The organism is Halorubrum orientale (assembly GCF_059623105.1).
In genome coordinates, this window is sequence record NZ_JBSPSR010000001.1 from 16,038 (window position 1) to 42,541 (window position 26,504).

The following is a 26,504-nucleotide window of genomic DNA, read 5'->3' on the forward strand; positions in this document are numbered from 1 at the left end:
ATGTCTGACCCACTCCTCAGCGTTCGCGACCTCAAGACCCAGTTTTTCACCGAAGATGGCACCGTCCGCGCGGTTGACGGCATATCGTTCGATGTCGAGCCCGGTGAGATTGTCGGACTCGTCGGCGAGTCCGGCGCCGGCAAATCGGTCGCTACCGCGAGTATCCTTCGGCTCGTCGACAGCCCCGGTGAGATCGTCGGCGGTGAGATTGTCTTCGACGGCGAGACGCTCTTCGGACTCGAGGAGGGCCCAGACGGGGAGATCCGTCCACGTGAGGAGATGCTCTCGGCGTCCGAGATGCGCGAACAGATCCGCGGGCGCCGTATCGCGATCATCTTTCAGGACCCGATGGAGTCGTTGAATCCCGTCTTCACCGTCGGGGGGCAACTCCGGGAGTTCATCGAACTCAACCGTGGCCTCTCGTCGACCGCGGCGAAAGCCGAGGCAATCTCGATGCTCCGTGAGGTCGGCATCCCGGACCCGGCCACGCGGTACGAGGAGTACCCACACCAGTTCTCCGGTGGGATGCGCCAGCGGGTGCTGATCGCGATGGCCCTCGCCTGTGAGCCCGATCTTATTATCGCCGATGAGCCGACGACCGCCCTCGACGTCACGGTCGAAGGACAGATACTCGAGCTCGTCGAGGAGCTCCAAGAGACCTATAACACCGCATTCGTGTGGGTCACACACGACATGAGCGTCGTCGCGGAAATCTGTGACCGGGTGAACGTCATGTACCTCGGTGAGATAGTCGAGCACGCCGCCGTCGACGACCTCTTTTATAACACCAAACACCCGTACACTCAGGCGTTGTTGCGCTCGATGCCACGCCCAGACGAGACGGTCGAGTCGCTCGATCCGATCCAGGGGGTGATGCCGGAGGCTATCGACCCACCCTCTGGCTGTCGGTTCCACCCACGGTGTCCGGATGCCCGCGAGGTGTGCCGGACGGTCCACCCTGAACCGCGGCCGGTCGGCTCCGAGCCACATCCGGTCGACTCGTCTGCGGCTGCAGGCGACCCACACACGGCAGCGTGTGTGAAACACGACGCATTCGACGTCGGATACGACGAGAGCCGACCGATAGACATCGACGCTACCGGCGGTTTCGACGTCGGACGCACGGAGCGTGACGACTGATGAGCGGTGAACGGTCCGACGACGTCCTGCTCTCGGTTCGCGACCTCACGACGCAGTTTCAGTCCGACGGCGGCTTGTTCGGCGGAGTCCGTCTCGACCGCGAATTCCCGTTCGTCCACCGGGAGGCCGAGCCGGTCCGCGCCGTCGAAGGCGTCAGCTTCGACGTGAAACGCGGCGAGACGCTCGGGCTCGTCGGCGAGTCGGGCTGTGGAAAATCGACGCTCGCCCGGACGATCCTCCGGCTCGTTGAGCCGACGGCCGGTAGCGTCTACTTCCAAGGGACGGACCTCGCGTCGCTCTCCGGTGAGCCCCTCCGGCGAACCCGTCAGGACATGCAGCTGATCTTCCAGGACCCCCAGTCCTCGCTTGACCCGCGGATGAAAGTCGGTCCTATCGTCGAGGAGCCGATGGCGGCCCACGGCATGCTTGACGCCGACGGGCGCGAGGCGCGCGCAAAGGAGCTGCTCGAGAAAGTCGGGCTCGATCCACAACACTATAACCGTTATCCGCACGCCTTCTCCGGCGGCCAGCGCCAGCGGGTGAACCTCGCGCGGGCGCTCTCGGTTAACCCCGATTTCATCGTTTGTGATGAGCCCGTCTCCGCGCTCGACGTCTCGATCCAGGCGCAGGTACTCAACACGATGCGGGAGCTACAAGCCGAGTTCGACCTGACGTACCTGTTTATTGCTCACGACCTCAGTGTCATCCGTCACATCTCCGACCGGGTCGCGGTCATGTACCTCGGCCAGCTGGTCGAGCTCGCTGACAAAGAAGAGCTGTTCGAGAATCCACAACATCCGTACACCCGTGCACTCCTCGATGCGATCCCTGTCCCCGACCCGCGAAGTGACAGCCGGAAGGCGACGCTGTCGGGCGACGTTCCCTCGCCGATCGACCCGCCCTCCGGCTGCCGGTTCCGGACGCGGTGTCCGTCTCTCATTCAGCCCGCGGCGTACGACCTCACCGCGGCGGCGTGGTCGAACACGCTCGCATTTCAGCGGGCGGTGCGCCGTCGAACGTTCGAGACGACCGACCCGAAGGCGGTCCGCGAGCAGTTCTTCGCGGGCGACGTCCCGAGCGGTGCGGCCGGCGACGTGATCGACACGGCGATCGACCATCTTGCCGACGATGAGTGGGATGGGGCGGCGACGCTGCTCACCGAGTCGTTCGCGGACCGCAGCATCTGTGCGACGGACGAGCCGGCCTACGAGGTGGCCCCGTCGATCGGTGACGACCGACACTATACGGCGTGTCACCTCGCACGCGAGGACGCGGTGGCGACGGGCGCAGACGCCTCGCCGGCCGACGTGAGCGCACGCGAGGCGGACCGCCCCGGCCAGCCCGCGGCCGACGCCGACGACTGATCGGCCGGCTCGCGGTCACCGGATGCGGATGCGTGTCTCGGCTTCGTGCCGCGGCGCCGGGTCCTCGACCGGAAGAAACGCCGAGATGACGTGTTCGCCGGGGGCCGCGGGCACCGACCGGTCGAGGCCGTCTTCGGTAACGCGTCGCACCCGACCGTCCCACTGCACAGTCGTGCGTTTCGTCTCGCCGGCCCGAAATCCGACCGTAGTCGGTGCCGCCCGGACGTATCGACGCTCGTCGCTCGCCTCGAGGACGCCGTCGACGCGCCACCCCCACGGCCGACGCGTCCGGGTGACGACCTCGACAGGGACTGGCAGACGGTTTCGAAGCTGTACGGTGATCTCGACGGGCTCACAGACGGCGTAGGTAGCCGCGTCGGTCGTCACCGAGACCGTCACCGCTCGGTGTGCAAGCGTGGCCGGAAGGATCCGCCCGAATGCGGCACTGAGGTAGTTTCGCGTGTCGTCGAAGCCGGTTCGGTCCGCGTCGTCGCGGCGGTTCGTCGATGACATGGCCTGTCGCGGTCCTCAGGCGTCTACTCCCTCGTCGTGGATCTCGACCAGCTTCATCAGTGGGTAGCCGTCTTCCATCTGCATCCGCGTGTCGACGACGACGTCCTCGTGTTCGATCCGCATCTCGACGTGCATGAGCGTCCCGGTGAGTTCGGTGTAGCCGTTCTCGTGGTCGATCGCGTCGGCGACGCGGTCGTCGTGGATCTCGACGGATACGGATCGACAACACGGCTGGTTCTCGATTGACTCCGCCATCGCCGCCTCGAGACTCCGGGTGCTCGTCGGACTCACGGGCGTCCCGGCAAACTGGTGATACAGCGAGCCGAACTTGATCCCGGCTTCGAAACACGCCTGCTGGGCGTCGGTTGCCATACCCGTACGCGACGCCCTCGAGACAAGAAGCTTCGGAGCCGACCTCACTGAGACGCCGCCTCACCGACGACTGCCACGAGCGGAAGCGGCTCGATCCCGGTCGTCTCGAGGAACCGGTCGAGCCGGTCGAGGCGTCCGGCGAAGTCGTCGGGGGCGTGGGCGTCGGTCCCAACGACGAACCCCACGCCGTGATCCCGAAACGTCTCGACGAACGGGAGGGCCGGGTGGAGGTCATCGAACTCCCCGCGGTCACCGGTTCGTCCGGCGTTGATCTCGGGGACCGTTCCCGTCTCGGCGCAGGCGGCGGCGACCCGGCGTCGGTGGGATTCGGTTGTGCGTCCGCGGAGCGCTGGGTGATCTTCGATCAGGTCGACGTGACCGAGCACGTCGAACAGCTCGGACTCGGCGAGCGACACCACGGCGTCGTAGTACGCGTCGACGAACGCGTCGCGCTCCTCGTTGCTCGCGTCGCCGAAGTCCTCGAACGGGAAGGCGTGTCGCCCGTCGACGTAGTGAATGCTCCCGATCGCGTAGTCGAATCCCGCCGTCTCGAGAAATGACTCGATGGTCGCAGCCGCCTCGGGCGCGTAGTCCATCTCGACGCCGTCGTACACGGTCAACTCGGGCGCCCGGTCGGCGGCAACGGCGAGCGCCTCGCGTCGTCGCTCGTACGTTTGATCGAAGTTTCGATTCCATAGCAGTCGCTCCTCACGACGCGCCCTGCCGACGCCGCAGTGGTCGGTGAAGCCGATTGCGTCGAGTCCAGCGTTCGCGGCGGCGTCGACCATTCGCGGGAGACCGGCACCGTCGGAGTACGAGGTGTGTGCGTGTGCGTCCTCGGTCACAACGGTGGTTGGGTGCGGACAGACATAGCTCCGGCGTCGCTCAGAAGGGTTTTACCGACCGGCTGAGGAGCACCGCTGTCGATGAATCAGAACAGTCGGTCGATCGTCAGCTTCACTATGGTTTCTCACGCGATCGTCCACACGTACGAGCTCTCGATTCCGATCCTTGTCGTCATCTGGCTCTCGGAGTTCTCGATCACGACCGCAGCGATCGGGACGGTCGTCGCAGTGGGCTACGCGCTGTTCGGAGTCGGGGCGCTGCCGAGCGGAGTCCTCGCTGACCGGTACAGCACCAAGTGGTTGGTGCTCGTCGGGCTCGCGGGCATGGGGGCGTCGTTCCTGTTGTTGAGTCTCGCACCGGGGACCGCGACTATCGCGCTCGCACTCGCGCTCTGGGGCGTGTTCGCGAGCATCCACCATCCGGCGTCGCTCTCACTCATCTCTACGGGCGTTGACGAGAGCGGGACGGGATTCGCCTACCACGGCATGGCTGGCAACCTCGGCATTGCGTTCGGCCCCTTCCTCACCGCCTCGCTGCTCGTCGTCTTTGACTGGCGAGTCGTCGCGGCGCTGCTCGTCGTTCCCGCGGCCGTCGCGGTCGTGTACGCGCTCTCTGCGGAGTTCGATGAGATGGCCGCCGTCGACGTCGACGACACAGACGACACAGACGACGCTGCTGCCGGCCGCACAGACGCTGGCACCGACGGTGCCACGAGCGGTGTCGTTGGCTTCCTCGCCGATACGCGGGCGCTGTTCACCGTCGGCTTCACGCTTGTGCTCACGGTCGTAGTGATGAACGGCCTCTTTTACCGCGGGACGCTGACGTTCCTTCCGGACGTGCTGGGTGGATTCGTCGCGGACGTGCCGGGGCCGTTCAACCGCATCGCCCCCAACTCGGCGCTCGCTGCCGAGTTTGACCTCGCCTCGTACCTGTACGCCGGGTTGTTGACGGTCGGGATCGCCGGCCAGTACACTGGAGGGAAGCTCACCGACCGGATCCCGGTTGCCGCAGGGCTCGCGGCCGTGTTCACCACGCTTGTGGCGCTGGCGGTGGCATTCGTGCCAGTCGCGTCGCGGGGGCTCGTCCCGCTCGTCGCGATCAGTGCGGTGTTCGGCTTCGTACTCTTTTCTATCCAGCCGCTGTACCAGGCCGCTATCGCCGCCTACAGCCCGCCGGACGGCCGTGGGCTCTCGTACGGCTACACCTACCTCGCCAACTTTGGCGTCGGGGCGGCGGGGGCGGCAATCGCTGGATACCTGCTCGGGATAACGACGGTATCGCAAGCGTTCTTGCTCCTCGCGGTTGTCCCCGCGACCGGTGCGGTTCTCGCGGTTGTCCTCTACGCTGTCGTCGGCGGGGGGACCCGAAGCGGTTAGGCCGGTCGGGCAGAATCGGTGCGCATGGATACGCTGTGTCTCACGGGTGGGCAGGTGCTTCACCCCGACGGACGGGTGCGGGCAGGGGACGTCGTCGTCGACTGCGACGACGGAACGATACTCGCGGTCGGCACGGACGAAGACGACGGTGATGCTGTCGCCGGTTCCGTCGACTCTATCACCGGGGATATCGACGTCGCTGCCGCCGTTGACGATGCCATCGAGGTGCTCGACGCGACGAACGGGCTGGTGATTCCCGGGTTGGTCAACGCCCACACGCACGTCTCGATGACGCTGCTTCGCGGCTACGCTGACGACAAGCCGCTCGACGCCTGGCTTCGTGAGGATATCTGGCCGGTGGAGGCCGCGCTCACGGACGACGACATCGCCGTCGGCGCCGAACTCGGTGTCCTCGAGATGATCCGCTCGGGGACGACCGCCTTCGCGGACATGTACTTCGCGATGGACCGGGTTGCGGCCGTCGTCGAGCGAGCCGGCCTGCGCGCCCGACTCGGCCGTGGCGTCGTGACCGTCACTAAATCAGACGCGGAGGCGGCCGCCGACGTCGACGAGAGCCTGTCGTTCGCGACGTCGTTCGACGGCGAGGCCGACAGCCGGATTCGGACGGCGTTCATGCCCCACTCGCTGACGACGGTCGGTGAGTCACACCTTCGTGAAGGAAACGAACAGGCGACCGCCGCCGGCGTGCCGGTGCATCTTCACGCGAACGAGACGCGTGACGAGGTCGAACCGATCGTCGACGAGCGCGGGGAGCGACCGCTGGCGTACGCCGACTCGGTCGGTGCGCTCGGCTCGGACGCGTTCCTCGCTCACTGTGTTCACGTCGACGACTCGGAGATACAACTCCTCGCGGAGACGGATACGGCTGCCGTCCACTGTCCAGCCTCGAACATGAAACTCGCCAGCGGGATGGCGCCGGTCCAGCGTCTCCACGAGGCGGGCGTCACGGTCGCACTCGGGACCGACGGGGCGGCCTCGAACAACGATCTCGACCTGTTCGACGAGATGCGCGACGCCGCGATGGTTGGGAAGCTCGCAGCCGGAGACGCGAGTGCGGTGCCCGCCGAGGCGGTCGTCGAGATGGCCACTGCCGCGGGTGCGGACGCACTCGGCCTTCCCGGCGGCCGGATCGCCCCCGGTGAGGCCGCCGATCTTGCGGTCGTCGACCTGGAGGCACCGCACCTGACCCCGGTCCACGACCCGGTCTCACAGCTGGTGTACGCGGCCCGCGGCAGTGACGTTCGACACACGGTCTGTGACGGGCAGGTCCTCATGCGCGACCGGGAGGTGCTGACACTCGACGCCGAATCGATCCGTGAGCGCGCTACGGCGGCCGCCCACGACCTTGTTGATCGCGCGGCGGCGGGCGAGTAGATGAGAAACCGACCGTATCGATCGCGTTGCGGCTGCTGCTCACCGATGACAGACGGCTAGATGGTGTTGCTCGTCGCGTGCGTTCCCGGTGTCGGCAGCGTTTAGTGGCCGGTAAGCGAATCAAGATGTATGAGCCAACACGCGTATCCGCCGGTGACAGACCACCTATCCGACCCGGAGACGGCCCGCGAGGAGGGCCGTCGCAAGATGGAGTGGGCGCTCCAGCACATGCCCATCCTGAACGCGCTCCGTGAGGAGTTCGTCGCCGAACAGCCACTCGCGGGCGAGACGGTCGCGATGGCGATGCACGTCGAAGCGAAAACCGCGAACCTCGTCGAGCTGCTCGCCGACGGCGGTGCGACAGTGGCTATCACCGGCTGTAACCCGCTTTCGACGCACGACGACGTCTCCGCGGCGCTCGACGCTCACGACGCCATCACCTCGTATGCGGTCCGTGGCGTCGACGAGGAGGCGTACTACGACGCGATGCACGCGGTCGTCGCTCACGAGCCGACGATCACCGTCGACGACGGGATGGACATGGTGAAACTCGTTCACGAGTCGTACCCCGAGCTGATCGACTCGGTGATCGGCGGTGCCGAGGAGACGACGACGGGCGTCCACCGCCTGCGCGCGATGGACGCCGACGACGAGCTTCACTACCCGGTGTTCGCGGTGAACGACACGCCGATGAAGCGGCTCTTCGACAACGTCCACGGGACGGGCGAGTCCTCACTCGCGACCATCGCGATGACGACGAATCTCTCGTTTGCGGGCAAGAACGTCGTCGTCGGCGGCTACGGCTACTGCGGAAAAGGCGTCGCGAAGAAGGCGGCCGGCCAGAACGCCCACGTCATCGTCTGTGAGGTCGATCCCCGGAAGGCGCTTGAGGCCCACATGGAGGGGTACGAGGTACTCCCGATGGCCGAGGCCGCCGCGAAAGGCGACGTGTTCATCACGACGACGGGTAACCGAGACGTGATCACCCGCGAGCACTTCGAGGTCATGCCTGATGGCGCCCTGCTCGCGAATGCTGGCCACTTCGACGTGGAGATCGACCTCGACGCGCTCTCTGCGCTCGCGGTCGACCGCTTTGAGGCCCGCGACGGGGTCGAGGGGTACGAACTGGACGACGGTCGTGTGCTCAACGTGCTCGCCGAGGGGCGACTCGTCAACCTCGCCGCTCCGATCGCGCTCGGGCACCCCGTCGAAGTGATGGACCAGAGCTTCGGCGTGCAGGCGGCCTGTGTGCGTGAGCTCGCCGAACACGGCGACGAGTACGACCCTGGCGTCCACGATGTTCCTGACGCGCTTGACCGCGAGGTTGCCGAGATCAAACTCGACGCTGAAGGAGTCGCTCACGACACCCTCTCTGTGACCCAGCGTGAGTACATGGACAGCTGGGAGCACGGCACGTGAGCTAACCACGGGCGTTTTGTACGGACACCGCATACGACTCGCATGAACCCAACGGCGGTACTACACGGTGGATTCGGCCTCATGGTGCTCATCGGATTTTTTGTATCCGAACCGACACTACGGATTGGGGCGTTTGGGCTCGGTGCGATCCTCTTTATCGCCGGCATCGTTGTCGCACGACGTGACGACGAGTAGGTGAGCGGTGTGTGAGTGTGGATCTCGTGACCAGCGCGATCTCTGTGGACCCGGACACTAATTGGCCACACCCTCCCCAATACGTGTGTGATAGTGGCTGTGTGAACGAGACGACTTCGTGACACACGGACACTCTTTTCGGCCACACCCTCCCCAGCCGATTCTATACGTGTGTGGTAGTATCTATACAACCAACACGACCGCGCAACAACCGGGCACTCTTTTCGGCCACACCCTCCCCAGCCGATTCACTCGTCGCCCCCGGGCGACTCGCTCATCCCTCGCACGCGCTCGCGAGCCCGCCTCCGGCGTGCTCACGAGGCGCGCGCCACCGCATGTGTGGGTTGGCAACTGTCTCTGGCGGCTGGTTGCTGTGCTCGCTCTCGTCTCGCCTCGTGCTGCTTTTTGCCGTCGGCCAAGTAGTAGTCGTGTGGCAGTCATCAGTCTCCACGAGCCGAGTCACCGAGAGGTCCTCTGGGAGTTGGAGGCGGCCTTCGACCGTGGCGACGTGGTGACCCTCTTCGGCCGGTGTACGGTCTCCTACGACGGACGTGCTGCCTCTGATCTCGGTGTCGGTGATCGGCTCCTCCTGTTGAAACCTGACGGGACCGCGCTCGTCCACACCGACGAAGGACGCACCCCGATCAACTGGCAACCACCGGGCTCGACGCACCGCGCCGCAGTTCGTGAGGGACGACTCCGCGTTTGCTCGGTCCGTGAGAACCCCGATGAGACGCTCACTGTTCGGTTCGAAACGGTCGCACACGTTGTGGCGATGTCGATCACTGGCGGACGCGATCTCGAACTTCACGGAAGCGAAGCCGATCTCCGAACCCGAATCCTAAGCGATCCGTCTTTGATCGAACCCGGCTTCGACCCACGAGAGACGGAACGCCCGTCGAGTGCCGGCCCGATGGACATCTTTGGTGTCGATGCCGACGGCACACCGGTCGTCGTTGAGTTGAAACGCCGTCGTGTCGGCCCGGACGCGGTGGGTCAGCTCGCTCGGTACGTCCGAGCCGTTCGCGAGGAACTCGGCGAGGGCGATGGACTGCCGCGTGCGGACGACGACGCTGGACCAACGCCAGCGGTTCGCGGGATACTCGTCGCGCCGAGTGTGACTGACCGTGCCGCCGAGCGACTCACGCAGCGCGGATTTGCCCATGTGGCACTCGACCCGACGACTGAGTGACACACGCGGACGGCCGAGCGTCGCTTGGACTGGCGGATTCGCCGCGGTATCGACGGGTTTATTCACGCAGCGGCGGCTACATCGGATAACTGACCATGTCCGACAAACCCGCCTCTATGTACCGGACGATCGACAAGCCGTCGTACACCCGTCGTGAGTACATCACGGGTATCCCCGGCTCGAAGATCGCACAGCACAACATGGGCGACCTCTCTACGGAGCCGGACGACTACCCGGTCCAGATCAGCCTGCGCGTCGAAGAGGAGGTCCAGATCCGCCACGGCTCACTCGAGAGCGCCCGCCTCTCGGCGAACCGACACCTGATCAAAGAGCTCGGCGAAGGCGCGTACAAGATGACGCTCCGGACGTTCCCCCACCAGGTTATCCGCGAGAACAAGCAGGCGACCGGTGCCGGGGCGGACCGTGTTTCCGACGGAATGCGCCAGGCGTTCGGCAAGCCCGTTGGCACCGCAGCACGCCTCAGCGCCGACACCGTCGTGTTCACGGCCTACTGTGACGTCGACCAGGCCTCAGCAGTCAAAGAGGCGTTCCGTCGCGCGTACAACAAGCTCTCACCGCCGTGCCGGATCACCGTCGAACGCGGCGAGAAGCTCCTCGTTGCCTAATCGGCACGCCGAGACCGCGAGCCATTTCATCTCGAGCCGAACCGCTGAAGTACTCGGTTCACGTACACTCACACAGTGTCAACGCAGCTCGCCGGCGTCGAGACGCTCTTTCTCCATGAGGCCCGTACCGACTACACCGTCGTTGCGACCCGCGATGGCAGCCGGGTACTTCGTGGACGACTCGAGTTAAAATCGACCGACGCCGGCCCACGGCCGGGGAAGTTCCGTGTCCACACCGACGGCACCGAGCAGCCGCGCCAGCCTGACGAGTTCGTGGAGCTCGCCCGTGCGGCCGACCGCATTCGGCTCTCTCAACAGACCGCCCCGGCACAGCGCGAGCGACTCCAGGCGATGCTCGACGGCTACCAGCTCGAGGCAACGACGGTTCGCACCTGCCGGCGGTGTTCAGCCGACGGACGGTACGGTCCGATTACGAGCGACACTGCCATCGAACACAACGATGAGCACATCTGTCCGTCCTGTGCTCGTCGTGAGCTCGACCGCGAGCTCTCATACACCGGAGAGTTCACTGGTGCGGCCGAAGCACGGCTCGAAGACCTTCTGTACGATACCCAAGACCTCGACCGAATCCTCTCGTTGCTCTCGGGAGGGCTCGACCCTGACCTCACCAAGTACGACGAGGTCTCTGCGACCGTCGACGACATTTCGCCGGTGGCGACCGCCGACCTCGACCTCCACCCGGCGCTCGCAGATCGGATCCAGGGTCGGTTCGACGAGCTGTTACCGGTCCAGAGCCTCTCGGTGCGTAACGGGCTGCTGGCGGGTGACGACCAGCTCGTGGTGAGTGCGACGGCAACCGGGAAGACGCTCGTCGGCGAGCTGGCCGGAATCGACCGCGCTCTGCGTGGGGAGGGAACGCTACTGTTTCTCGTCCCGCTCGTCGCGCTCGCCAACCAGAAACACGAGGACTTTACCGACCGCTACGGCGACCGCCTCGACGTCTCGATCCGGGTCGGATCGTCTCGCATCGCGGACGACGGCACCCGATTCGACCCGAGTGCAGATGTGATCGTCGGGACGTACGAGGGTATCGACCACGCCCTCCGGACGGGCAAAGACCTTGGAGACGTCGGCACTGTCGTTATCGACGAGGTGCACACGCTAAAAGAGGGAGAACGCGGCCACCGTCTTGATGGACTGATTTCGCGGCTGAAACACTACAGTGAAACGCGGATGGAGACCGAAGCGGGCCACGACGGGACACAGTTCGTATACCTCTCGGCGACAGTCGGCAATCCCGAGTGGCTCGCTGAACGACTTCGCGCGACACTCATCGAATTCGAGGAGCGCCCCGTACCGATCGAACGACACGTCACGTTCGCTGACGGTCGCGAGAAAACAGAGATTGCGGACACGCTGGTCAAACGTGAGTTCGACACGAAATCCTCGAAGGGATATCGCGGGCAGACGATCATCTTTACCAACTCGAGGCGGCGGTGTCACGAGATCAGCCGATCGCTGCGGTACGACTCGGCGCCGTACCACGCGGGACTCGATTACGGCCGACGCAAGCAGGTCGAGCGGCAGTTCGGCGACCAAGAGCTATCGGCGGTCGTGACGACTGCAGCGCTTGCGGCTGGCGTCGACTTTCCTGCCTCACAGGTGATCTTCGACACGCTGGCGATGGGCATCGAGTGGCTCTCTGTACAGGAGTTCTCACAGATGCTCGGTCGGGCGGGTCGCCCAGATTACCACGACCGTGGTCGCGTGTACCTGCTCGTCGAGCCCGACGCGGTGTATCACAACTCGATGGACCGCACTGAAGACGAGGTGGCGTTCACGCTGTTGAAAGGCGAGATGGAAGACGTCACGACACAGTACGACGAGACGGCAGCCGCCGAAGAGACGCTGGCAAACGTCGTCGTTGCAGGTAAGCGGGCAAAGCGGCTCAACGACCGGATGATCGGTGCGGTTCCAACGACGCACGCGGTCGGGAAGCTGCTTGAGTGGGAGTTCATTGATGGATTCTCGCCGACACCGCTCGGCCGAGCGGTGTGCCGCCACTTCCTCGCGCCGGATGAGGCGTTTTATATTCTCGACGCGGTTCGCCGTGGAACCGACCCCTACGACCTCGTTGCGGCGCTTGAGCTTCGCGACGACGAGTCGTGAGACTGCCGCCACCGAACGAAACCCTTTAGCGGGCCTTGGCGGTAGAGTAGGTGCGGGACCGTGGGTTAGTGGTATACTCCGGGCCTTGGGTGCCCGTGACCCCGGTTCGAATCCGGGCGGTCCCACTTGCTGTCTGCGAGCAACGTCGTGAGCAGCAGCGATGGCGTGGATTCGAGCCCTGCGAGGCGAGCAGAATGAGTCTCGGTTCGGTTCGAATCCGGGCGGTCCCACTTGCTGTCTGCGAGCAACGTCGTGAGCAGCAGCGATGGCGTGGATTCAACTCAGAGAGTGATTCGACCAGAATACCCAGTCGTCTTTTATGTCGCTAGCTCGAACTGTTCACTAACGCAATGGTGAGCTACTACGACCGACTACTCGTCGCGATTGCGGCGGCGGTCCTCATTGGGGCGGCGAGTGGCCTCCACCCGGCGGTTGCTCCCCACCTTGGACTCGCTGGCGGCAGCCTCGTCTCGACCGTCTTTCTCTACGAGGCGCTCTTTCGGAACCCACCTACCCGGCCGACCCGGTCGACGACGGTCGCCTCAGTAGTCGTCGGCGCCGGGTGGCTCTCGACGGTCGTTCTTCTCGTGTGACCCCAAATATCGGGCTCTTCGCTCACTACCTTGCCCGTCTCTTGGCGTCATCCACGCAGCATTCTTCAGCGGCAGTCCCCGATACTACTGTAATGACTCACGCGAACGGCCTCGGATTCCAGACCGCCGAGTCGGAGTTCGAGGACGTCATCCTCGAGGTTGACGGCGAGATCCCGTCGTGGCTCTCGGGGACGCTCATCCGCAACGGTCCGGGAAAGTTTGAGGCGGGCGACACCCGCGTCACCCACTGGTTCGACGGGCTCGCGATGCTCCGGCGGTACGCATTCGACGACGGTACAGTCCGCTACTCGAATCGGTTTCTCCGGTCTGAGGCGTACGCTGACGCGGTCGACGGGGAACTCACGGGGCAGTTCGGGACCGACACCCGCGGATGGCGGCGGATATTCGACACGCTCTCCTCGGCGGGCCTGCCGGAACCGACGGACAACGCCAACGTCCACGTCGCACGGGCAGGTGACGCGTACGTCGCACTCACCGAGGCGCCGCGCCGAGTCGCCTTCGACCCGGAGACGCTCGAGACCCGTGGCGAGTTCACCTTCGACGACGACGTTCCAGAGCACGTGACGGCCGCACATCTCGTCCGGGACCCTCACCGTGCCGAAACGATCGGCTTCACCACGGAATTCGGGCTCACGCCGCAGTACCACGTGTATCGGCTCCCATCGGGGTCGAACAGCCGCGAACGGATCGCCTCCATCAACGCCAACGGTCCCGCGTACATCCACGACTGCAGTGTCACCGACGACCACGTCATCCTCGTCGAGTCGCCGCTCGTGTTGTCGGTGCTTCGTGCGCTCAATCCGTTCGCGTCGGGCGCGATGGATATGCTCGACTGGCAGCCGAACCGCCCGACTCGGGTGCTCGTAGTTGACCGCGCGACGGGCGACCTCATCGCCGACCCGACGCTTGACCCGGTGTTTAGCTTTCACCATGTTAACGCGTACGTCTCAGACGACGAGGTGGTCACGCTCGACCTCATCGAATTTCCAGACGGCGATATCGTCGACTCACTGTTGTTAGCCGAGCTCGATGGGTCCGGCTTCCCCGCTGTCGACGATGGACAGTTGGTTCGATACCGCGTCGACCTCGCGGCGAATACCGTCACCCGGTCTCAGCTGTACGACGGTGGGATGGAGTTCCCTCGTGTCATGGCCGATCGGACCGGCCACAAGCACCGATACGCGTACGGCCAAGCGACTGCCCGCGACGGGGCAAACGGACTCGTGAAGGTCGACTGTGTGACCGGCGAGGCCAGTGAGTGGTGGGCGCGCTCGACGTACGTTGAAGAGCCAATCCCAATCCGGCGACCGGATGCCGACGCCGAAGACGACGGGGTCGTGGTGGCCACCGCGCTTGACGTCGATCGTGAACGGACGGTTCTCCTCGTGTTTGACGCGTCAACGGTCTCGGTGATGGCGCGGGCTCCGCTTCCACACGCCGAACCGTTCGGCTTTCACGGGCGCTTTTTCAGCTCTTGACTTCTTCGCACGACTGAAGTCGTGGGCTCTCTCCTCGTCTCTCTGTAGTCGGCTGCCGTCTTTCGAAATCCTTTTGTCCCGAATCGGCCTTCCCTGACGTACGAGCCGCCTTAGCTCAGACTGGGAGAGCACTCGACTGAAGATCGAGCTGTCCCCGGTTCAAATCCGGGAGGCGGCATTTCTGCTGCGAACAATACCGCGAGCAGCAGAGATTCATGCTGACAGATTTGAATTAGGGAGGAACTTCGCTCCGACTGTGGTTCACATCCGGGAGCATGTTTCTGTGACCGAACGGAGTAGTCACGGGGGTCCCAGGGTTGTGTGCATACCTCGCTGACGCGCGCTTGGCCACCGTAATCTAATGTCTTCTCATGCGTATTGATGACAATATTTGCCTATTCACGACGCTTCATGTGCATCACTCCTTGACCGTCCGTCCACACTTCGGCGAAGGGACAGGACAGTCGTTGAGAAAGATTATAAGTAAGGACACCTTTCTGTACGGCATGTCAGAGGCACAATCCGTTCCGGAGGAGTCTACGACCGCCCACGAGCTAACCGCATTCCAACAGAACATCCTCGTAATCCTCGCAGAGGAGCCGCGGTACGGGCTTGCAGTAAAACGCGAGCTTGAGTCGTACTACGGCTCCGAGGTAAACCACGGTCGACTCTACCCGAACCTTGACGACCTCGTCGACCAGGGATATATCGAAAAGAGTGAGCTCGACAAACGGACGAACCAGTATGCGCTCACCGAAGCCGGCCACGACGTTGTCTTAGGCCAGCTTGCGTGGGTTCTCGACCGATTTGTTACCGACGAGACCCGAGCCGACGAGGTCCACACACTCCTTGAGTAGGCGGTTCAGCGCGTTACGCGATCTGTATTTTTCACGCAGAGTGATAGCTTTGCCGCGGAGTCACCACAGGCTTACCCTCTCACGGTCCGGCACCAGCCGGTCACAGCCGTGGCTCGTCGAGGGTCGCAGCAATCTCCGTAATGAGCTCAACTGACGTACTGAGCACTTCCATTTGTGCTGCCGTTGGCCACGCATTCCGCGGGAAGTACTCTTCACGGAACTCCGCACGCATCTCCGGTGTCATGTCGTCGATTGTTCGCACGTAGTGATTGTTTGCAAAAGCCGCGAAACTCCGGGCGGTTTCGGCGTGTACCTCGTCCGCTCGTTCAGCAACGGCCTCGACCACGGCGGTATTGTACGCGGCAACCGCCCGGTACTGGTCGGCGTCACCGGGCCCCGAGAGTGATACCTCGACCGCCCTGTCGGTGTTATCGATCTGATCGAGTTGGACCTCCCCGGACTCGAGCCACTCCGCCGGGTACAACACGAGGGTGTCGTCTGTCTCACGCACCCGCGGTGTGTAGCCGTAGTCGGCGGTTACCTCCTGGCGGCGCACTCGGTAGTGGTCGGCTTCGGCAGCCTCGGCTGCGTCACGCGCTAGCCGTGTTAACCGCTCTGCCTCATCGACGGCGTCCACCGGAATGTCGGGAACGCGCGCCTCTCCATCTCCGGGACAGTGCATCTCGTCTTCGGTCTCGGCCGCCTCGAGCTCACGCACGCGGTCTTTCGCCCACGCCGGCGGCTCCTCGTCTGTATCACTCATCGAATGCCTCGTTGGCCAGTTCGTCGGCCCGTTCGTTTATGTCTCGCGGGATGTGCGCGATAGACCAGCGGTCGAACCCGTCGAGCAGCTCCCGAGCGCGCACCCGCCGTTCGCGCAGCGTCGGATCGTTGGTGTTCCACGCTCCACGGACCTGTTTGACCACCAGCTCCGAGTCGCCGCGAACGTCGACCGCGTCGAAATCGTAGTCGCTTGCTGCCTCGAGCGCTCGGATCAGCGCCGTGTACTCGGCCTGGTTGTTGGTTACTCGTCCGATTCGTTCGTTCCCCTCGGCCACGATGCCGTCGGCAGTGACGAGACACCACCCAACCGCACCTGGTCCGGGGTTTCCGCGCGCTGCGCCGTCAAAGTAGACGTGTGCGCGCCCACCCCCATCGGCTAGGATGGCGCGTAGCCGTACCGGGTCGCTCCCTTGGATTACCACCGTATCGGTGTATGCGACTGCTACTGCCCCATCACGCTCGGCCCGCCACCGCTCGTGTTCGGTGTTTCCCGGCCCTATCGTGACGTCAGCGCGTTCGAGCCGCTCGCGCGCCGCCGCCGGATCGCAGTCGATCGTCGGCATTCACTCGTCTTCAGGTTCGGCGATTCAAAGCGTTGTCTGTCGCCTGGAGTCGGGGGTCGCGAACGTTTAAGTGAATCCATGGGCGTAATATATAAATGCGATGACACGGCCCACCCGGCAACGGGATCACGATCGCCAGCGCGTGCGAGAAGAAGACGCTGACGCCGAGACGGCCGATCCAGACGAGGTTGACCCGGAGGACCTCGACCCGGAAACACTCACCCGAACGGCCGACGGCGAGCTGATACACGAGGAGACAGGACTCATCATCGAGGAGGAGCAGATCGACCCCGGACCAGAGTGGCGGGCGTTTAATCACTCAGAGCGGCAGTCGAAGTCGCGCGTCGGCGCCCCAACGACGAAGACGATGCACGACAAGGGGCTGACGACGACGATTGACTGGAAAGATAAAGACGCCTACGGCCGCTCCATCTCCTCGAAGAAGCGGTCACAGATGCACCGGCTGCGCAAGTGGCAAGAGCGGATTCGAACGAAAGACGCGGGCGAGCGCAACCTCCAGTTCGCGCTCTCGGAGGTTGACCGCATGGCGAGCGCACTTGGCGTGCCCCGGTCGGTTCGCGAGGTCGCCTCGGTTATCTACCGCCGCGCGCTTGACGAGGATCTCATCCGTGGGCGCTCGATCGAGGGCGTCTCCACCGCTGCGCTGTACGCTGCCTGCCGAAAGGAAGGAATCCCCCGCTCGCTCGAAGAAATATCCGAGGTCTCACGCGTCGATCGTAAAGAAATTGGGCGAACGTACCGGTATATCTCACAGGAACTCGGCTTAGAGATGCGTCCTGTCGACCCACAAAAGTACGTCCCGCGGTTTTCATCGGAGCTCGGTCTCGGCGAGGAGGTGCAGTCGAAGGCAAACGAGATCATCGAGACAACGGCCGAACAGGGGCTGCTCTCGGGGAAGTCACCGACCGGATACGCCGCGGCGGCTATCTACGCTGCCTCGCTGTTGTGTAACGAAAAAAAGACCCAGCGTGAGGTTGCTGACGTCGCACAGGTCACCGAGGTCACCATCCGGAACCGGTATCAAGAGCAGATCGAAGCGATGGGTATCCACGCCTAGCCCGAGCGGCTGTGGCCGGTGCTCCGGACCGTTTGGGACACACGCCGACACGAATCTTCAAGCCGGATCACGACGAACATCCGTTGTATACGGCTCGACGAGTACGTCACACTCGAGCGCACCGAGCGAGCTGAGCGGCGTCGGCTTGCGCGTGAAAAGGACTACCGCATCCTCGATCATCTCGACGCTTTCGAGCGACGGTTCGACGCAGAGGTATCCGGTGACGCAGTCGTCGGCAGCGTCTCGCCGTCGATCTTCGTTGGCCGCACAAACTACCCTACCGTCTCAACGGGGCTGCTCTCGCCGGTGGGTCAGGAGGCGAACGCCGCGATCTTCGAGACGTCCGGTGACTGGTACGACGAGCAGGTCTCCATCACGGACGTCTTCGAGCGCCGAACGAGCCTGCTGAACGCGAATCGTGGCGTTGATGTCACTGACGCCGGGCGACTCCCGGCCAACGAGGCGGCGAGCGTCCACGACGTGTGGGACGGCTGGCTCGGCGTCCAGCGCGAGGTCGCTATCGCCGATCGGCCGGTTGACGTGGAGGTTGGACTGGCTGGCCGTCCGTCTCTCGACATTGAGATCGGATCGACCGACGTGCGAGCACCGACCGGGCCACGCGCCGCCGCCCGCGACGCGACGCTCGGAGAGAATCCGCACGTCCCCCGACCGGTACAAAAGACACTTGAAGACGACGACTGGCGGGCCGAAGGGGCGATGACCTACCTAAGTCAAGGAGAGAGTCCCGCCGTTTACGGCGGGCGTGAATCCGACAACAGCCGAACAGCCGCCGACACCGCTCAGTCCGGGGTATCCAAGTCGTCGGCCGCGTGGACAAGCATCCCGCGCCACGTTAGCCCATATTTGTTCTTCACGTCTTTCAACCGCTCGTACTGTTCTTCGTCCGGAACTTCGATGTGGATGTTCATCACAGTCCAGTCTATGAATAACCATAGATCTATGTTTTGCCATCTCGTAGGAGTAGCTGATGAAGCGGGCCAACACGTTCGACGTGGTTCCTCAGTCTGAGAAGGACGAGGAGTTGCTTCGACGCTTGTTGGACGCTTCTGCCGCTCTCTGGAACGAAATAAACTACGAGCGCCGCGAACAGTACGCCGACCCGGACGCCGACGTATGGGACATCAGCGAGTATCGCGGCCGCTACGGCGGCACGCTCGGGGCTTCGACCGTTCAGCAAATCGAACGGAAGAACCGCGAAGCGTGGAAGTCGTTCTTCGCACTGCAAAAGAAGGGCGAAGCCAACGGCAAGCCCAGATACTGGGGCAACCAAGACGACGGGCGCGAACTCCGCACGTACATCCGCAACACCTCGTACTCTGTCGAGTGGGGCGAATACTCCCGACTCGAAATCCTCGTCGGCCAAGACCTGAAAGACGAGTACGGGCTGGGACACCGCGAACGTCTCCGGCTCGAAGTCCGGGGCGAACCCAACTGGAAAGAGTACGACAAGCAGGGCCGGTTGGAGTTGTTCTGGGACGAGAACGCACAGACATTCAGGGCCTTTCAGCCAGTCACAATCGACAATTCTCGGCTGGCACAACCACTGGCGGACGAAACCGCCGCGCTGGATATTGGTGCGAACAACCTCGTCGCCTGTACGACCACGACCGGAACGCAACTGCTGTACGAGGGACGCGGCCTGTTCGACCGCTTCCGCGAGGCGACACGAGAAATCGGGCGATTGTAGGCGCTCTTGGACGACGGCCGGTACAGCAGTCACCGGATACGCTCACTGTACCAACGCCGGACGCGCCGACGCGACCACGCCCAAGACGCGCTCGCCCGCGACCTCATCGAACGGTTACACAGCGAGGGCGTTTCCACGGTGTACGTCGGGGCGTTGACGGACGTACTCGACACGCACTGGTCGGTCGAAGCGAACGCTAAGACGCACAACTTCTGGGCGTTCCGGGCGTCCATCGACCGACTCACGTGTACCTCCGAGGAGTACGGTATCTCGGTGGAGGTTCGCTCGGAAGCGTGGACTTCTCAAGAGTGCCCCCAGTGCGGGTCCACGGAACGAACGACGCGCCACCGAGACACGCTAACGTGCCCGTGCGGCTTCGAGGGGCACGCGGACCTCACCGCCAGCGAAACGTTCCTGAGACGGCAGACGGACGTAGCACGGCCGATGGCACGGCCTGTGCGCCTCAAGTGGAACGACCACGAATGGTCAGAGTCACCACGCTCTTGTTCCAACGAGGAGCGCACGAACCCGCAAGTTGCCTCCGTGGGCCGGTAGTCGATACCCCAGCGCGAGGAAACCCCGGCGTTCACGCCGGGGAGGATGTCATCGGCGTGGCTTTGACGTCTACGACATCAATACGATCCTTTCAGCGGGAGCACTCGGCCGTGGGGAGGACCGCCGGCTCGTACCAACGCGATGGTCGATCACCGCTGTCGACGACACGATCGGGCGGTACCTCCGTGGGTCGATCCGTGATAACCCCTCGATTGACACCGTCGAAATCCATCGCACCGAGTATCTCGGTAATGCCTTTTGGGTACTCCTCGCTCCCGGCGACTGGGAGTTCGAACTCGTCGAGCTGAAGGCTCCCGGCTCCGTGTGGAATCCTGATCCGGCCGCCGGTGTCGCGGCCGCAGCCGACAGTGAGACCCGTGATGGGCGAACCCGGTACGTCGATGAGACGGCGGGAGCGTACTATGCGGCCCGCCTCGGCGTGCTCGAACACCTCGCTGACCGCGGCCGGCGGGCAACAGCACTCGTCTGTCGACACGTCTCCGACGACTACTGGGGACCGGTGGGCGTCTGGCAGGTGCGCGAGTCGGTCCGAGATGCCTTTGACGATGAGTACGGTACCGCAGAGACGTTCGCCGAGGCAGTCGCGGGCGTCACCGCGCACCTGCCGATCTCACTCGACCGGCTTCGACGGACCTCGACGATGGCCGCCGGGCTGCAGACGACTCTCTCGTCGTTCACCGACGCGTCGCCGTCCGAACGCGGCTGACGCGCGCGCTACGACGGCTCCGCTTCGAGCTGACCGAACACCGCAGCGACCAACTCACCAGTCTCTGCAAGAATCTCGTCCATCGCTGCCTCGTCGGTCGGCATTCCGAGCAGTCGTGCGATTTTCATGATCGAGACGTGGTGGACGACCTGCTCGCCGGGAGCGGTCTGTTCGATCACCATGTTACACGGGAACAGTGCGCCGATTCGCCCGTCGGTCGCGTCGAGCGCTCGGTTAGCTACCGACGGGTTACACGCCCCGAGCACGTAGTACGGCTCGCGATCGGCGTCGACCTTCTCGTTTAACAGTTCAGACGGGGAGAACTCGACCGGCACGCCGAACCCGGCGTCGAGACACACCGACCTGACGCGCTCGATCGCCGCCTCGTGGTCCATCTCGAGGGTCACGCGCTGCTCACCGAAGTCGTCTCCCGTCAGCTCAGCTGGGTCGAAGGGGACTGCCATACGGCCTGTTGGCCCCCCGATGGCAAAAGCAGTCCGCAGTCACCGCGACGTCGTCTCACTCCGTGGCGACCGGGCCGTCGCCAACCACGTCCGTGACGGCCGCCCGGAACTCGCTTCGGCTCTCGTACAGCGGGACGTCGGACTCCTCAAGCACTTCGGTGAGTTGTGCGGGCCCGTCCGGCGTTCGAACGACCGCATTGCCCTCCTGTGTCTGGACTTCACTCCGCGTGGCGGGCCACGTCAGCCGGGCGGCAACCCGAGCCACGGGCTCGCCTTCTACGGCCGGTCCCTCGCCGAGCTCAACGGCGGGCTCGGCGTCGGCGTCCTCGTCGGTCTCGCTCATACGAGAGCGGTCCGGTCGGCCGAGAGTAAGCGTTTCGGTCCGTCCCGTCTCACCACTCCCACCCGCGGTCGGTCGTGTTCAGCCGCTCAGCCCCATCGTCGGTCACGATCACGAGGTCTTCGATCCGACAGCCAAAGCGCCCCTCGAGGTAGATGCCGGGCTCGACAGAGCACACCATTCCAGGCTCCAGGGTACATTCTCCGTCGGCGACGATGTACGGCAGCTCGTGTACCTCCAAACCAACGCCGTGGCCGGTTCGGTGGACGAACGCGTCGCCGTACCCCGCTGCGTCGATCACCGACCGTGCCGCGCCGTCGACAGCGCCCGTCGTCACTCCCGGTTCGATCGCGTCGATGCCGGCTGCCTGTGCGTCCCGGACCGTTTCGTGAATCTGCTCGTACGCGGCCGGCGGGTCGCCGCCGGCGACAAACGTTCGGGTCGTATCGGAGGGATACCCATTCACGCGGGTCCCAAAGTCACAGATGACCGGATCGCCTGCGTGAATCACCCGGTCGCCGTGGCTGTGATGCGGTTTTGCGCCGTTCTCGCCTGCAGCCACGATCGGCTCGAAGGCGACACCTGACCCACCGTGTGCGGCCAGCCGATCGCGGATCCACGCGGCGAGGGCTGCCTCCGTGGTTCCGATCACGTCGTCGCGCGCCCGAAGATCTTCGACTGTCGCGTCTGCTGTGGCGGCCGCGGCCCGAAGCGCGTCGAGTTCGCTCTCGTCTTTGGTGATTCGGAGGGTTCTGAGCGCCTCGCTTGCGAGTCCCCAGGTGGCACCTGGTGCGACTGCCCGGAGGTCCTGGGTGAACTGTGCCCACATCGTGTCGTTGACGAGGAGCCGTCCGTCGCGGACGCCCAACGACGTGAGTAGCGACCGGATGGCAGCTCGCGTATCGTCGCTATCACGCCACGTGTGCACAGCAGCCACATTCGTCGCCTCACGAACCGCCGTCTCCTCTAGTGCGGGAACGAGCGCTGTCGGTGGCCCTGACGCCGGGACAACGAGCAGGAAGTGCCGTTCGCTGGGCTTTGTGTTGAATCCGGTGAGGTACTGGAGGTTCCGACTCGGCGCACAGATGACGGCATCGGCGTCGATCGTCCGAAGCCGGGCCTGCAGTCGGCGCCGTCTGTCGGTGTACGCGTCGTCGGCCATGCAGTCGCTGGGTCGGCATCCCTGATATACCTGCGGACGGGTCCCGAACCGCGCCGTTTTAGCCTTATGGGCTGTCGAATTCTGATATGAGCTGGTCGCGCACACGTGACGACGAGACGGTGACGGAGTGGGAACGGACTGACGGGTACGCCACCGTTCGGCTCCGCGAGCGGGCCGACGGCGACTACGTGGCCCGGCTTGACGTGATGGAACAGGCCGTCGACGAGCGGACGTACGCCCGCCGGACCTTCGGGGACCGCGAGGCGGCTGAGGCGCAGGCAACGGCGTGGCGCACCGAGCGGACACTCGAGTGAGCGACTACAGTCGAGTGACGAGACGACTCAGGGGAGGTCGACGTCGGGCGCGAGGAACGCCTGGCACTCGACCGTCCGACCGTCGGGATCCGTGCCGAAACACTGGTAAATGTTGTACGTCGGGTTCTCGTGTGGTGGGTCGCGTGCGGCGTCACCGAGCCGGTCGTATGCCTCGTCGACGCCCGCCCGATCCGGGTAGACGAACGTGCAGATCCCACACGTATCGGTCTCGTCGCGGGCACAGAATCCGAGTAGGAGGTTCCCGTGTTCGAGGATTGTACAGTCCGGCTGTTCGAGCCACATGTCCATCGCGAGACGCTCGCGGTAGAACGAGACGACCGCGTCGCGATTCTCGGTGCTGTAGAAGACGATTCCGGCCATGTCGCTACCGAGACGGGGACGTTCTTAAGCGTTCGTGGCAGCACCATCAGCTCCCCCGAGCAGCGGCCAGACAGCCGACCAAATCCACGCTGGCGCGCGCCTCGCGGGTCGCGGTAGCGTGCCCGCGAGCGCGTGCGAGGGATGAACGAGTCGCCGTAGGCGACGAGTGAATCGGTTGGGGAGGGTGTGGCTGAAACTGGTGTCCGGGTGTTGTGCGGTCGTGTTCGTCACGCTTCTCACAGCCCTGCTCTCGTATGAAATCGGCTGGGGAAGGTGTGGTCCAAGTGGCGTCCGAGTGTCGCGCGGTCGTATTCATCACAACGTATATGGCATCCACACCGCTCACACCTATCGCTCGGGGTGGACCGGGGCGTCAAACCCGCCACGAATGAGGGGCTTTGCCACGTGCCGCCGGGCGCTCGGTGGCACCTCGTACCAGCCTTGGTTGAGCTCGCGGTTGAGCGGCACCGTCACCTTCCCCGGGGCGGTCGTCGCACACGCTCGACAGCGGTAGCCCTGATCACGCCCTGCTGAGGACATTGTTCGATCACACGCCGGACACGTCGGCGTCGTCGTCGTCGTCTCGACGAGGTCACGGACGGCGAGCTTCTCGAGTTTCAGCGTGCCGGCCGGATCCGACCGGCCCGTGCGCACCTCGTACTCGCCACACAGTGTCACGCGGTCGCCAGGGTGAAGCGCCCGCACGTGGTCGCGAAACCGTCCTGTGGGCGCGAACGCGACGGCTCGAAGTACGGACGACGCTCCTGAGGTGGCCGCCACGTTGAGGTGGACGTGTCCCCCGCGTTTCGACTCCGGCTCACCCATAACAACACCGGACACCCGGTAACACGCCCCGTCGGTGAGGCTCCCAATTGTCCCGTCCCGGAGGTGAATATCGGTCCCTTGGTTCGTGTGGAACGTCGCGGCGCGCTCGACGTATTCGCTCTCGATTGCCGCGGCGACTTGCCGACAGGCGGCTGGGTCGTCGCCACGGATCCCGTGGAGGATCGGCCCCGGTGCGTGTGGCACACAGACCACCTCGCCCGTCCCCCGGTCGATGGTGTCCCAGACGTCCGGGTACGCCGCGTTTGCGGCGGCAAAGACGCTTTTTGTGTCCACCGACCGCGGCGTTCCACAGCGGTCGAATACGCGGTAGCTGATGTGCTCTGCGGTCCAGTCGTCGAACGCTGTCGCCGCCCCGACCGCCGCGAGCGCACCGATACGGCCACGGCCGGGAGCCTCGTCCCCGTCGGCACCGCCGGCTCCGAAGGCGGCGTGGCGGTAGCCGTGCCGGTCGGCGAGTGCGACGGCCGTCTCGAGTGACAGCCGCTCGTGGACCGCCCGCCGGGCGAATCGGGCGACTGAATCGGGAATCGCCGTGGTCACCGCCGACCGAATCGTTGGAGCCTCCAAACCCGGGTCGGAGGTGGCAGGCGCTCCAACTGGCACGTCCGCCACGACGACACCGGGAGCGGTCCGTGGGTCCTCGACGGCCGCGAACTCGCGGACTGTCTCGGCCGCGAGCGCGAATGCCTCGCTTGCATCGACGTCGGCGACGTGGAGCGCGACTGCGGCATTCCCCCGCGTCTTGTGTTTCACCGCCGGGTTGAGCCGCACGAGGTGTCGCCGCCGCACTGTGGCGCCGGCCGCGATCAGTTGTTCGGCAAGTCTGACGCCGACGTACGTGGTGCACATTCCCTGTTTGCGGGAGTCGGTGTCGTCGACGGCGACGATCGGCATGGCTCGCCGTCCGGCGTCCGTGGTCAAACCGGTTTCGTCGCACAGGTCGCTGTAGCCGGCGAAGCCGGCTGTGTGGCGTTGCCAGCCAACTGTTATTTAATCGTATCGACTCGTGCAAGCGCCAAACCGCCAGCGGGCGCCGGGCTCTCCGTTTCCCGCCGGCACAACGTATATAAGTTGCGAGCCGCTTGACACGGCTATGTCTCGGACGGCGCTGATCGAGAACGTCACCGCGATGTTAGAGGACGCGGGCTTCCTCGTCAGCGACCGGTGTGCGGTTCGGCCAAAGAGCTTCGATCTGGCTACCCGGCGCGGCGAGGACCTGCTTCTGCTCAAAATTCTGGGAAACGTCGATGCGCTTGACGCGGCGACCGGCGCGGAGATGCGCCGGCTCGGCGAATATCTTGAGGCGACGCCGATGGTCATCGGGATCCGGACCCGTGATGAGGACCTGAAACCGGGCGTCGTTTACTTCCGGCACGGCGTCCCGGTGATCAATCCGGACACTGCCCTCGAACTGTTCGTCGAGGGGATGCCACCGCTTATCTACGCGGCGCCGGGCGGGTTGTACGTCAGCCTCGACGGTAATCTGCTCGCAGACGAGCGTGAGTCTCGCGGGTGGTCGCTCGGCCGGCTCGCGTCTGAACTCGGTGTCTCTCGGCGCACCGTCTCTAAATACGAAGACGGCATGAACGCCTCGATCGAAGTCGCGATCCAGTTGGAGGAGCTCTTCGATGAGCCCTTCTCCAGCCCCGTCGATGTGCTTGAGGGTGCCGACGACGTGCGCGACGCCGACCCGACCCCCGCCGCTCCGGAGGCGGACCCGGACGACGAGCCAATCGTCCACGTGCTGACGCGCGTCGGCTTTACTGTCCACCCCACTGCGCGCGCCCCATTCAAGGCCGTCTCTGAAGACGCAGACGCCCCGGTCACGCGACTGCTTACCGGCCACTCAGCGTTCACCCCTGCGGCGAAAAAGCGCGCCCGAATCATGTCTTCGATCGGTGAGGTTGCTCGTACTCGCTCCGTCTACTTTACCGAGGAGACCGAACGACGAGAGTCGGTCGACGGCACCGCCATCGTCTCTCGAGCCGAGCTCGAAAACGTCACCGATCCCGAGGAGATCCGCGAGCTGATCCGAGACCGCGCCGAGGCGCCCGCCGAGTCCTAGC

At 64.6% G+C, this 26,504-nt stretch carries 25 protein-coding genes, 2 tRNA genes and 3 pseudogenes; 20 read left to right on the top strand and 10 right to left on the bottom strand.

What is annotated here, in order from left to right; translation table 11 throughout:
• Both ACWUI7_RS00080 and ACWUI7_RS00085 read left to right on the top strand, forming a co-directional pair.
• Positions 1-1,140, top strand: coding sequence for an ABC transporter ATP-binding protein (locus ACWUI7_RS00080; RefSeq protein ID WP_496640105.1), 1,140 nt, complete (start codon positions 1-3; stop codon positions 1,138-1,140).
• Complete coding sequence (locus ACWUI7_RS00085) at positions 1,140-2,504, top strand: ABC transporter ATP-binding protein (RefSeq protein ID WP_496640106.1); 1,365 nt, start codon at positions 1,140-1,142, stop codon at positions 2,502-2,504. The genes ACWUI7_RS00080 and ACWUI7_RS00085 overlap by 1 nt, the downstream gene beginning before the upstream one ends.
• 15 nt (positions 2,505-2,519) lie before the next feature.
• Here ACWUI7_RS00085 and ACWUI7_RS00090 read toward each other — a convergent pair whose 3' ends face one another.
• The 3 genes from ACWUI7_RS00090 to ACWUI7_RS00100 are packed head-to-tail and all read right to left on the bottom strand — an operon-like array spanning position 2,520 to position 4,234.
• Entirely contained in the window at positions 2,520-3,017 is a 498-nt protein-coding gene (locus ACWUI7_RS00090; RefSeq protein WP_496640107.1) for a DUF7974 family protein, read from the bottom strand.
• Positions 3,018-3,032: 15 nt separating this feature from the next.
• Positions 3,033-3,389: a dihydroneopterin aldolase family protein gene (locus ACWUI7_RS00095; RefSeq protein WP_496640109.1), complete on the bottom strand. Its 357-nt coding sequence runs from the start codon at positions 3,387-3,389 to the stop codon at positions 3,033-3,035.
• A gap of 44 nt (positions 3,390-3,433) precedes the next feature.
• A complete protein-coding gene (locus ACWUI7_RS00100; protein ID WP_496640110.1) occupies positions 3,434-4,234 on the bottom strand; it encodes a PHP domain-containing protein in 801 nt (266 codons plus the stop codon).
• Between the two features lie 81 nt (positions 4,235-4,315).
• Between ACWUI7_RS00100 and ACWUI7_RS00105 the strand changes: the two genes are divergently transcribed.
• The 12 genes from ACWUI7_RS00105 (at position 4,316) to ACWUI7_RS00160 (ending at position 15,517) form a co-directional block, all read left to right on the top strand.
• Positions 4,316-5,611: an MFS transporter gene (locus ACWUI7_RS00105; RefSeq protein ID WP_496640111.1), complete on the top strand. Its 1,296-nt coding sequence runs from the start codon at positions 4,316-4,318 to the stop codon at positions 5,609-5,611.
• Positions 5,612-5,635: 24 nt separating this feature from the next.
• Entirely contained in the window at positions 5,636-7,006 is a 1,371-nt protein-coding gene (locus ACWUI7_RS00110; protein WP_496640113.1) for an amidohydrolase, read from the top strand.
• 129 nt (positions 7,007-7,135) lie between these two features.
• Positions 7,136-8,425: an adenosylhomocysteinase gene (locus ACWUI7_RS00115; RefSeq protein ID WP_496640114.1), complete on the top strand. Its 1,290-nt coding sequence runs from the start codon at positions 7,136-7,138 to the stop codon at positions 8,423-8,425.
• Positions 8,426-8,467: 42 nt separating this feature from the next.
• A complete protein-coding gene (locus tag ACWUI7_RS00120; protein WP_496640115.1) occupies positions 8,468-8,620 on the top strand; it encodes a hypothetical protein in 153 nt (50 codons plus the stop codon).
• Positions 8,621-9,050: 430 nt separating this feature from the next.
• Complete coding sequence (nucS, locus tag ACWUI7_RS00125) at positions 9,051-9,812, top strand: endonuclease NucS (RefSeq protein ID WP_496640116.1); 762 nt, start codon at positions 9,051-9,053, stop codon at positions 9,810-9,812.
• A 95-nt stretch (positions 9,813-9,907) separates the two neighbouring features.
• Complete coding sequence (locus tag ACWUI7_RS00130) at positions 9,908-10,438, top strand: 50S ribosomal protein L16 (RefSeq protein WP_496640117.1); 531 nt, start codon at positions 9,908-9,910, stop codon at positions 10,436-10,438.
• A 75-nt stretch (positions 10,439-10,513) separates the two neighbouring features.
• Positions 10,514-12,568 carry a DEAD/DEAH box helicase gene (locus tag ACWUI7_RS00135; RefSeq protein ID WP_496640118.1) on the top strand — a complete coding sequence of 685 codons (2,055 nt, stop codon included), beginning with the start codon at positions 10,514-10,516 and terminating at the stop codon, positions 12,566-12,568.
• A 54-nt stretch (positions 12,569-12,622) separates the two neighbouring features.
• Positions 12,623-12,693, top strand: a tRNA-Pro gene (locus tag ACWUI7_RS00140).
• Between the two features lie 225 nt (positions 12,694-12,918).
• Complete coding sequence (locus tag ACWUI7_RS00145; RefSeq protein WP_496640119.1) at positions 12,919-13,161, top strand: DUF8015 family protein; 243 nt, start codon at positions 12,919-12,921, stop codon at positions 13,159-13,161.
• Positions 13,162-13,253: 92 nt separating this feature from the next.
• Positions 13,254-14,660, top strand: coding sequence for a carotenoid oxygenase family protein (locus tag ACWUI7_RS00150; protein ID WP_496640120.1), 1,407 nt, complete (start codon positions 13,254-13,256; stop codon positions 14,658-14,660).
• A gap of 104 nt (positions 14,661-14,764) precedes the next feature.
• Positions 14,765-14,838 (top strand) — tRNA-Phe (locus tag ACWUI7_RS00155).
• Positions 14,839-15,166: 328 nt separating this feature from the next.
• Complete coding sequence (locus ACWUI7_RS00160) at positions 15,167-15,517, top strand: PadR family transcriptional regulator (protein ID WP_496640121.1); 351 nt, start codon at positions 15,167-15,169, stop codon at positions 15,515-15,517.
• Between the two features lie 100 nt (positions 15,518-15,617).
• Here the strand turns inward: ACWUI7_RS00160 and ACWUI7_RS00165 are convergent, their stop codons facing one another.
• Both ACWUI7_RS00165 and rnhA read right to left on the bottom strand, forming a co-directional pair.
• Positions 15,618-16,280: a DUF7108 domain-containing protein gene (locus tag ACWUI7_RS00165; RefSeq protein ID WP_496640122.1), complete on the bottom strand. Its 663-nt coding sequence runs from the start codon at positions 16,278-16,280 to the stop codon at positions 15,618-15,620.
• Positions 16,273-16,863 carry a ribonuclease HI gene (gene rnhA / locus ACWUI7_RS00170; RefSeq protein WP_496640123.1) on the bottom strand — a complete coding sequence of 197 codons (591 nt, stop codon included), beginning with the start codon at positions 16,861-16,863 and terminating at the stop codon, positions 16,273-16,275. Before rnhA ends, ACWUI7_RS00165 begins: the two co-directional genes overlap by 8 nt.
• A 100-nt stretch (positions 16,864-16,963) precedes the next feature.
• On the opposite strand from rnhA, the gene ACWUI7_RS00175 reads away from it, so the two are divergent.
• The 4 genes and pseudogenes from ACWUI7_RS00175 to ACWUI7_RS00190 all read left to right on the top strand — a co-directional run.
• Positions 16,964-17,941: a transcription initiation factor IIB gene (locus ACWUI7_RS00175; RefSeq protein ID WP_496640124.1), complete on the top strand. Its 978-nt coding sequence runs from the start codon at positions 16,964-16,966 to the stop codon at positions 17,939-17,941.
• A gap of 87 nt (positions 17,942-18,028) precedes the next feature.
• A pseudogene (locus ACWUI7_RS00180) lies at positions 18,029-18,670 on the top strand (hypothetical protein); the annotation flags it as partial.
• A 259-nt stretch (positions 18,671-18,929) separates the two neighbouring features.
• Positions 18,930-20,204 (top strand): annotated as a pseudogene (locus ACWUI7_RS00185) (RNA-guided endonuclease InsQ/TnpB family protein).
• Positions 20,205-20,253: 49 nt separating this feature from the next.
• A pseudogene (locus tag ACWUI7_RS00190) lies at positions 20,254-20,931 on the top strand (hypothetical protein); the annotation flags it as partial.
• 8 nt (positions 20,932-20,939) lie between these two features.
• On the opposite strand, the gene ACWUI7_RS00195 reads toward ACWUI7_RS00190, so the two are convergent.
• The 3 genes from ACWUI7_RS00195 to ACWUI7_RS00205 are packed head-to-tail and all read right to left on the bottom strand — an operon-like array spanning position 20,940 to position 22,897.
• Positions 20,940-21,395: a DUF302 domain-containing protein gene (locus tag ACWUI7_RS00195; protein ID WP_496640125.1), complete on the bottom strand. Its 456-nt coding sequence runs from the start codon at positions 21,393-21,395 to the stop codon at positions 20,940-20,942.
• Positions 21,396-21,450: 55 nt separating this feature from the next.
• Complete coding sequence (locus ACWUI7_RS00200; protein ID WP_496640126.1) at positions 21,451-21,738, bottom strand: DUF5789 family protein; 288 nt, start codon at positions 21,736-21,738, stop codon at positions 21,451-21,453.
• A gap of 49 nt (positions 21,739-21,787) precedes the next feature.
• Positions 21,788-22,897, bottom strand: coding sequence for an aminopeptidase P family protein (locus tag ACWUI7_RS00205; RefSeq protein ID WP_496640127.1), 1,110 nt, complete (start codon positions 22,895-22,897; stop codon positions 21,788-21,790).
• Positions 22,898-22,983: 86 nt separating this feature from the next.
• On the opposite strand from ACWUI7_RS00205, the gene ACWUI7_RS00210 reads away from it, so the two are divergent.
• Positions 22,984-23,211 (top strand): DUF7543 family protein, encoded by a 228-nt coding sequence (locus ACWUI7_RS00210; RefSeq protein ID WP_496640128.1) that lies wholly within the window; start codon positions 22,984-22,986, stop codon positions 23,209-23,211.
• A 27-nt stretch (positions 23,212-23,238) separates the two neighbouring features.
• On the opposite strand, the gene ACWUI7_RS00215 is transcribed toward ACWUI7_RS00210, so the two are convergent.
• Both ACWUI7_RS00215 and ACWUI7_RS00220 read right to left on the bottom strand, forming a co-directional pair.
• The gene (locus tag ACWUI7_RS00215) at positions 23,239-23,592 is read right to left on the bottom strand and encodes a VOC family protein (RefSeq protein WP_496640129.1); all 354 of its coding nucleotides are present in this window, start codon (positions 23,590-23,592) and stop codon (positions 23,239-23,241) included.
• Between the two features lie 348 nt (positions 23,593-23,940).
• A complete protein-coding gene (locus ACWUI7_RS00220) occupies positions 23,941-25,332 on the bottom strand; it encodes a TiaS agmantine-binding domain-containing protein (protein WP_496640130.1) in 1,392 nt (463 codons plus the stop codon).
• Between the two features lie 199 nt (positions 25,333-25,531).
• On the opposite strand from ACWUI7_RS00220, the gene ACWUI7_RS00225 reads away from it, so the two are divergent.
• Complete coding sequence (locus tag ACWUI7_RS00225) at positions 25,532-26,503, top strand: transcriptional regulator (RefSeq protein ID WP_496640131.1); 972 nt, start codon at positions 25,532-25,534, stop codon at positions 26,501-26,503.
• The last annotated feature ends 1 nt before the right edge of the window (position 26,504 follow it).

Bases quoted from the DNA above. Each gene is read 5' to 3' on its own strand.
- ACWUI7_RS00080 (WP_496640105.1), top strand. From the start codon at position 1: ATGTCTGACCCACTCCTCAGCGTTCGCGACCTCAAGACCCAGTTTTTC.
- ACWUI7_RS00085 (WP_496640106.1), top strand. From the start codon at position 1,140: ATGAGCGGTGAACGGTCCGACGACGTCCTGCTCTCGGTTCGCGACCTC.
- ACWUI7_RS00090 (WP_496640107.1), bottom strand. From the start codon at position 3,017: ATGTCATCGACGAACCGCCGCGACGACGCGGACCGAACCGGCTTCGAC.
- ACWUI7_RS00095 (WP_496640109.1), bottom strand. From the start codon at position 3,389: ATGGCAACCGACGCCCAGCAGGCGTGTTTCGAAGCCGGGATCAAGTTC.
- ACWUI7_RS00105 (WP_496640111.1), top strand. From the start codon at position 4,316: ATGAATCAGAACAGTCGGTCGATCGTCAGCTTCACTATGGTTTCTCAC.
- ACWUI7_RS00110 (WP_496640113.1), top strand. From the start codon at position 5,636: ATGGATACGCTGTGTCTCACGGGTGGGCAGGTGCTTCACCCCGACGGA.
- ACWUI7_RS00115 (WP_496640114.1), top strand. From the start codon at position 7,136: ATGAGCCAACACGCGTATCCGCCGGTGACAGACCACCTATCCGACCCG.
- ACWUI7_RS00120 (WP_496640115.1), top strand. From the start codon at position 8,468: ATGAACCCAACGGCGGTACTACACGGTGGATTCGGCCTCATGGTGCTC.
- ACWUI7_RS00130 (WP_496640117.1), top strand. From the start codon at position 9,908: ATGTCCGACAAACCCGCCTCTATGTACCGGACGATCGACAAGCCGTCG.
- ACWUI7_RS00145 (WP_496640119.1), top strand. From the start codon at position 12,919: ATGGTGAGCTACTACGACCGACTACTCGTCGCGATTGCGGCGGCGGTC.
- ACWUI7_RS00150 (WP_496640120.1), top strand. From the start codon at position 13,254: ATGACTCACGCGAACGGCCTCGGATTCCAGACCGCCGAGTCGGAGTTC.
- ACWUI7_RS00160 (WP_496640121.1), top strand. From the start codon at position 15,167: ATGTCAGAGGCACAATCCGTTCCGGAGGAGTCTACGACCGCCCACGAG.
- ACWUI7_RS00165 (WP_496640122.1), bottom strand. From the start codon at position 16,280: ATGAGTGATACAGACGAGGAGCCGCCGGCGTGGGCGAAAGACCGCGTG.
- rnhA (WP_496640123.1), bottom strand. From the start codon at position 16,863: ATGCCGACGATCGACTGCGATCCGGCGGCGGCGCGCGAGCGGCTCGAA.
- ACWUI7_RS00175 (WP_496640124.1), top strand. From the start codon at position 16,964: ATGACACGGCCCACCCGGCAACGGGATCACGATCGCCAGCGCGTGCGA.
- ACWUI7_RS00195 (WP_496640125.1), bottom strand. From the start codon at position 21,395: ATGGCAGTCCCCTTCGACCCAGCTGAGCTGACGGGAGACGACTTCGGT.
- ACWUI7_RS00200 (WP_496640126.1), bottom strand. From the start codon at position 21,738: ATGAGCGAGACCGACGAGGACGCCGACGCCGAGCCCGCCGTTGAGCTC.
- ACWUI7_RS00205 (WP_496640127.1), bottom strand. From the start codon at position 22,897: ATGGCCGACGACGCGTACACCGACAGACGGCGCCGACTGCAGGCCCGG.
- ACWUI7_RS00210 (WP_496640128.1), top strand. From the start codon at position 22,984: ATGAGCTGGTCGCGCACACGTGACGACGAGACGGTGACGGAGTGGGAA.
- ACWUI7_RS00215 (WP_496640129.1), bottom strand. From the start codon at position 23,592: ATGGCCGGAATCGTCTTCTACAGCACCGAGAATCGCGACGCGGTCGTC.
- ACWUI7_RS00220 (WP_496640130.1), bottom strand. From the start codon at position 25,332: ATGCCGATCGTCGCCGTCGACGACACCGACTCCCGCAAACAGGGAATG.
- ACWUI7_RS00225 (WP_496640131.1), top strand. From the start codon at position 25,532: ATGTCTCGGACGGCGCTGATCGAGAACGTCACCGCGATGTTAGAGGAC.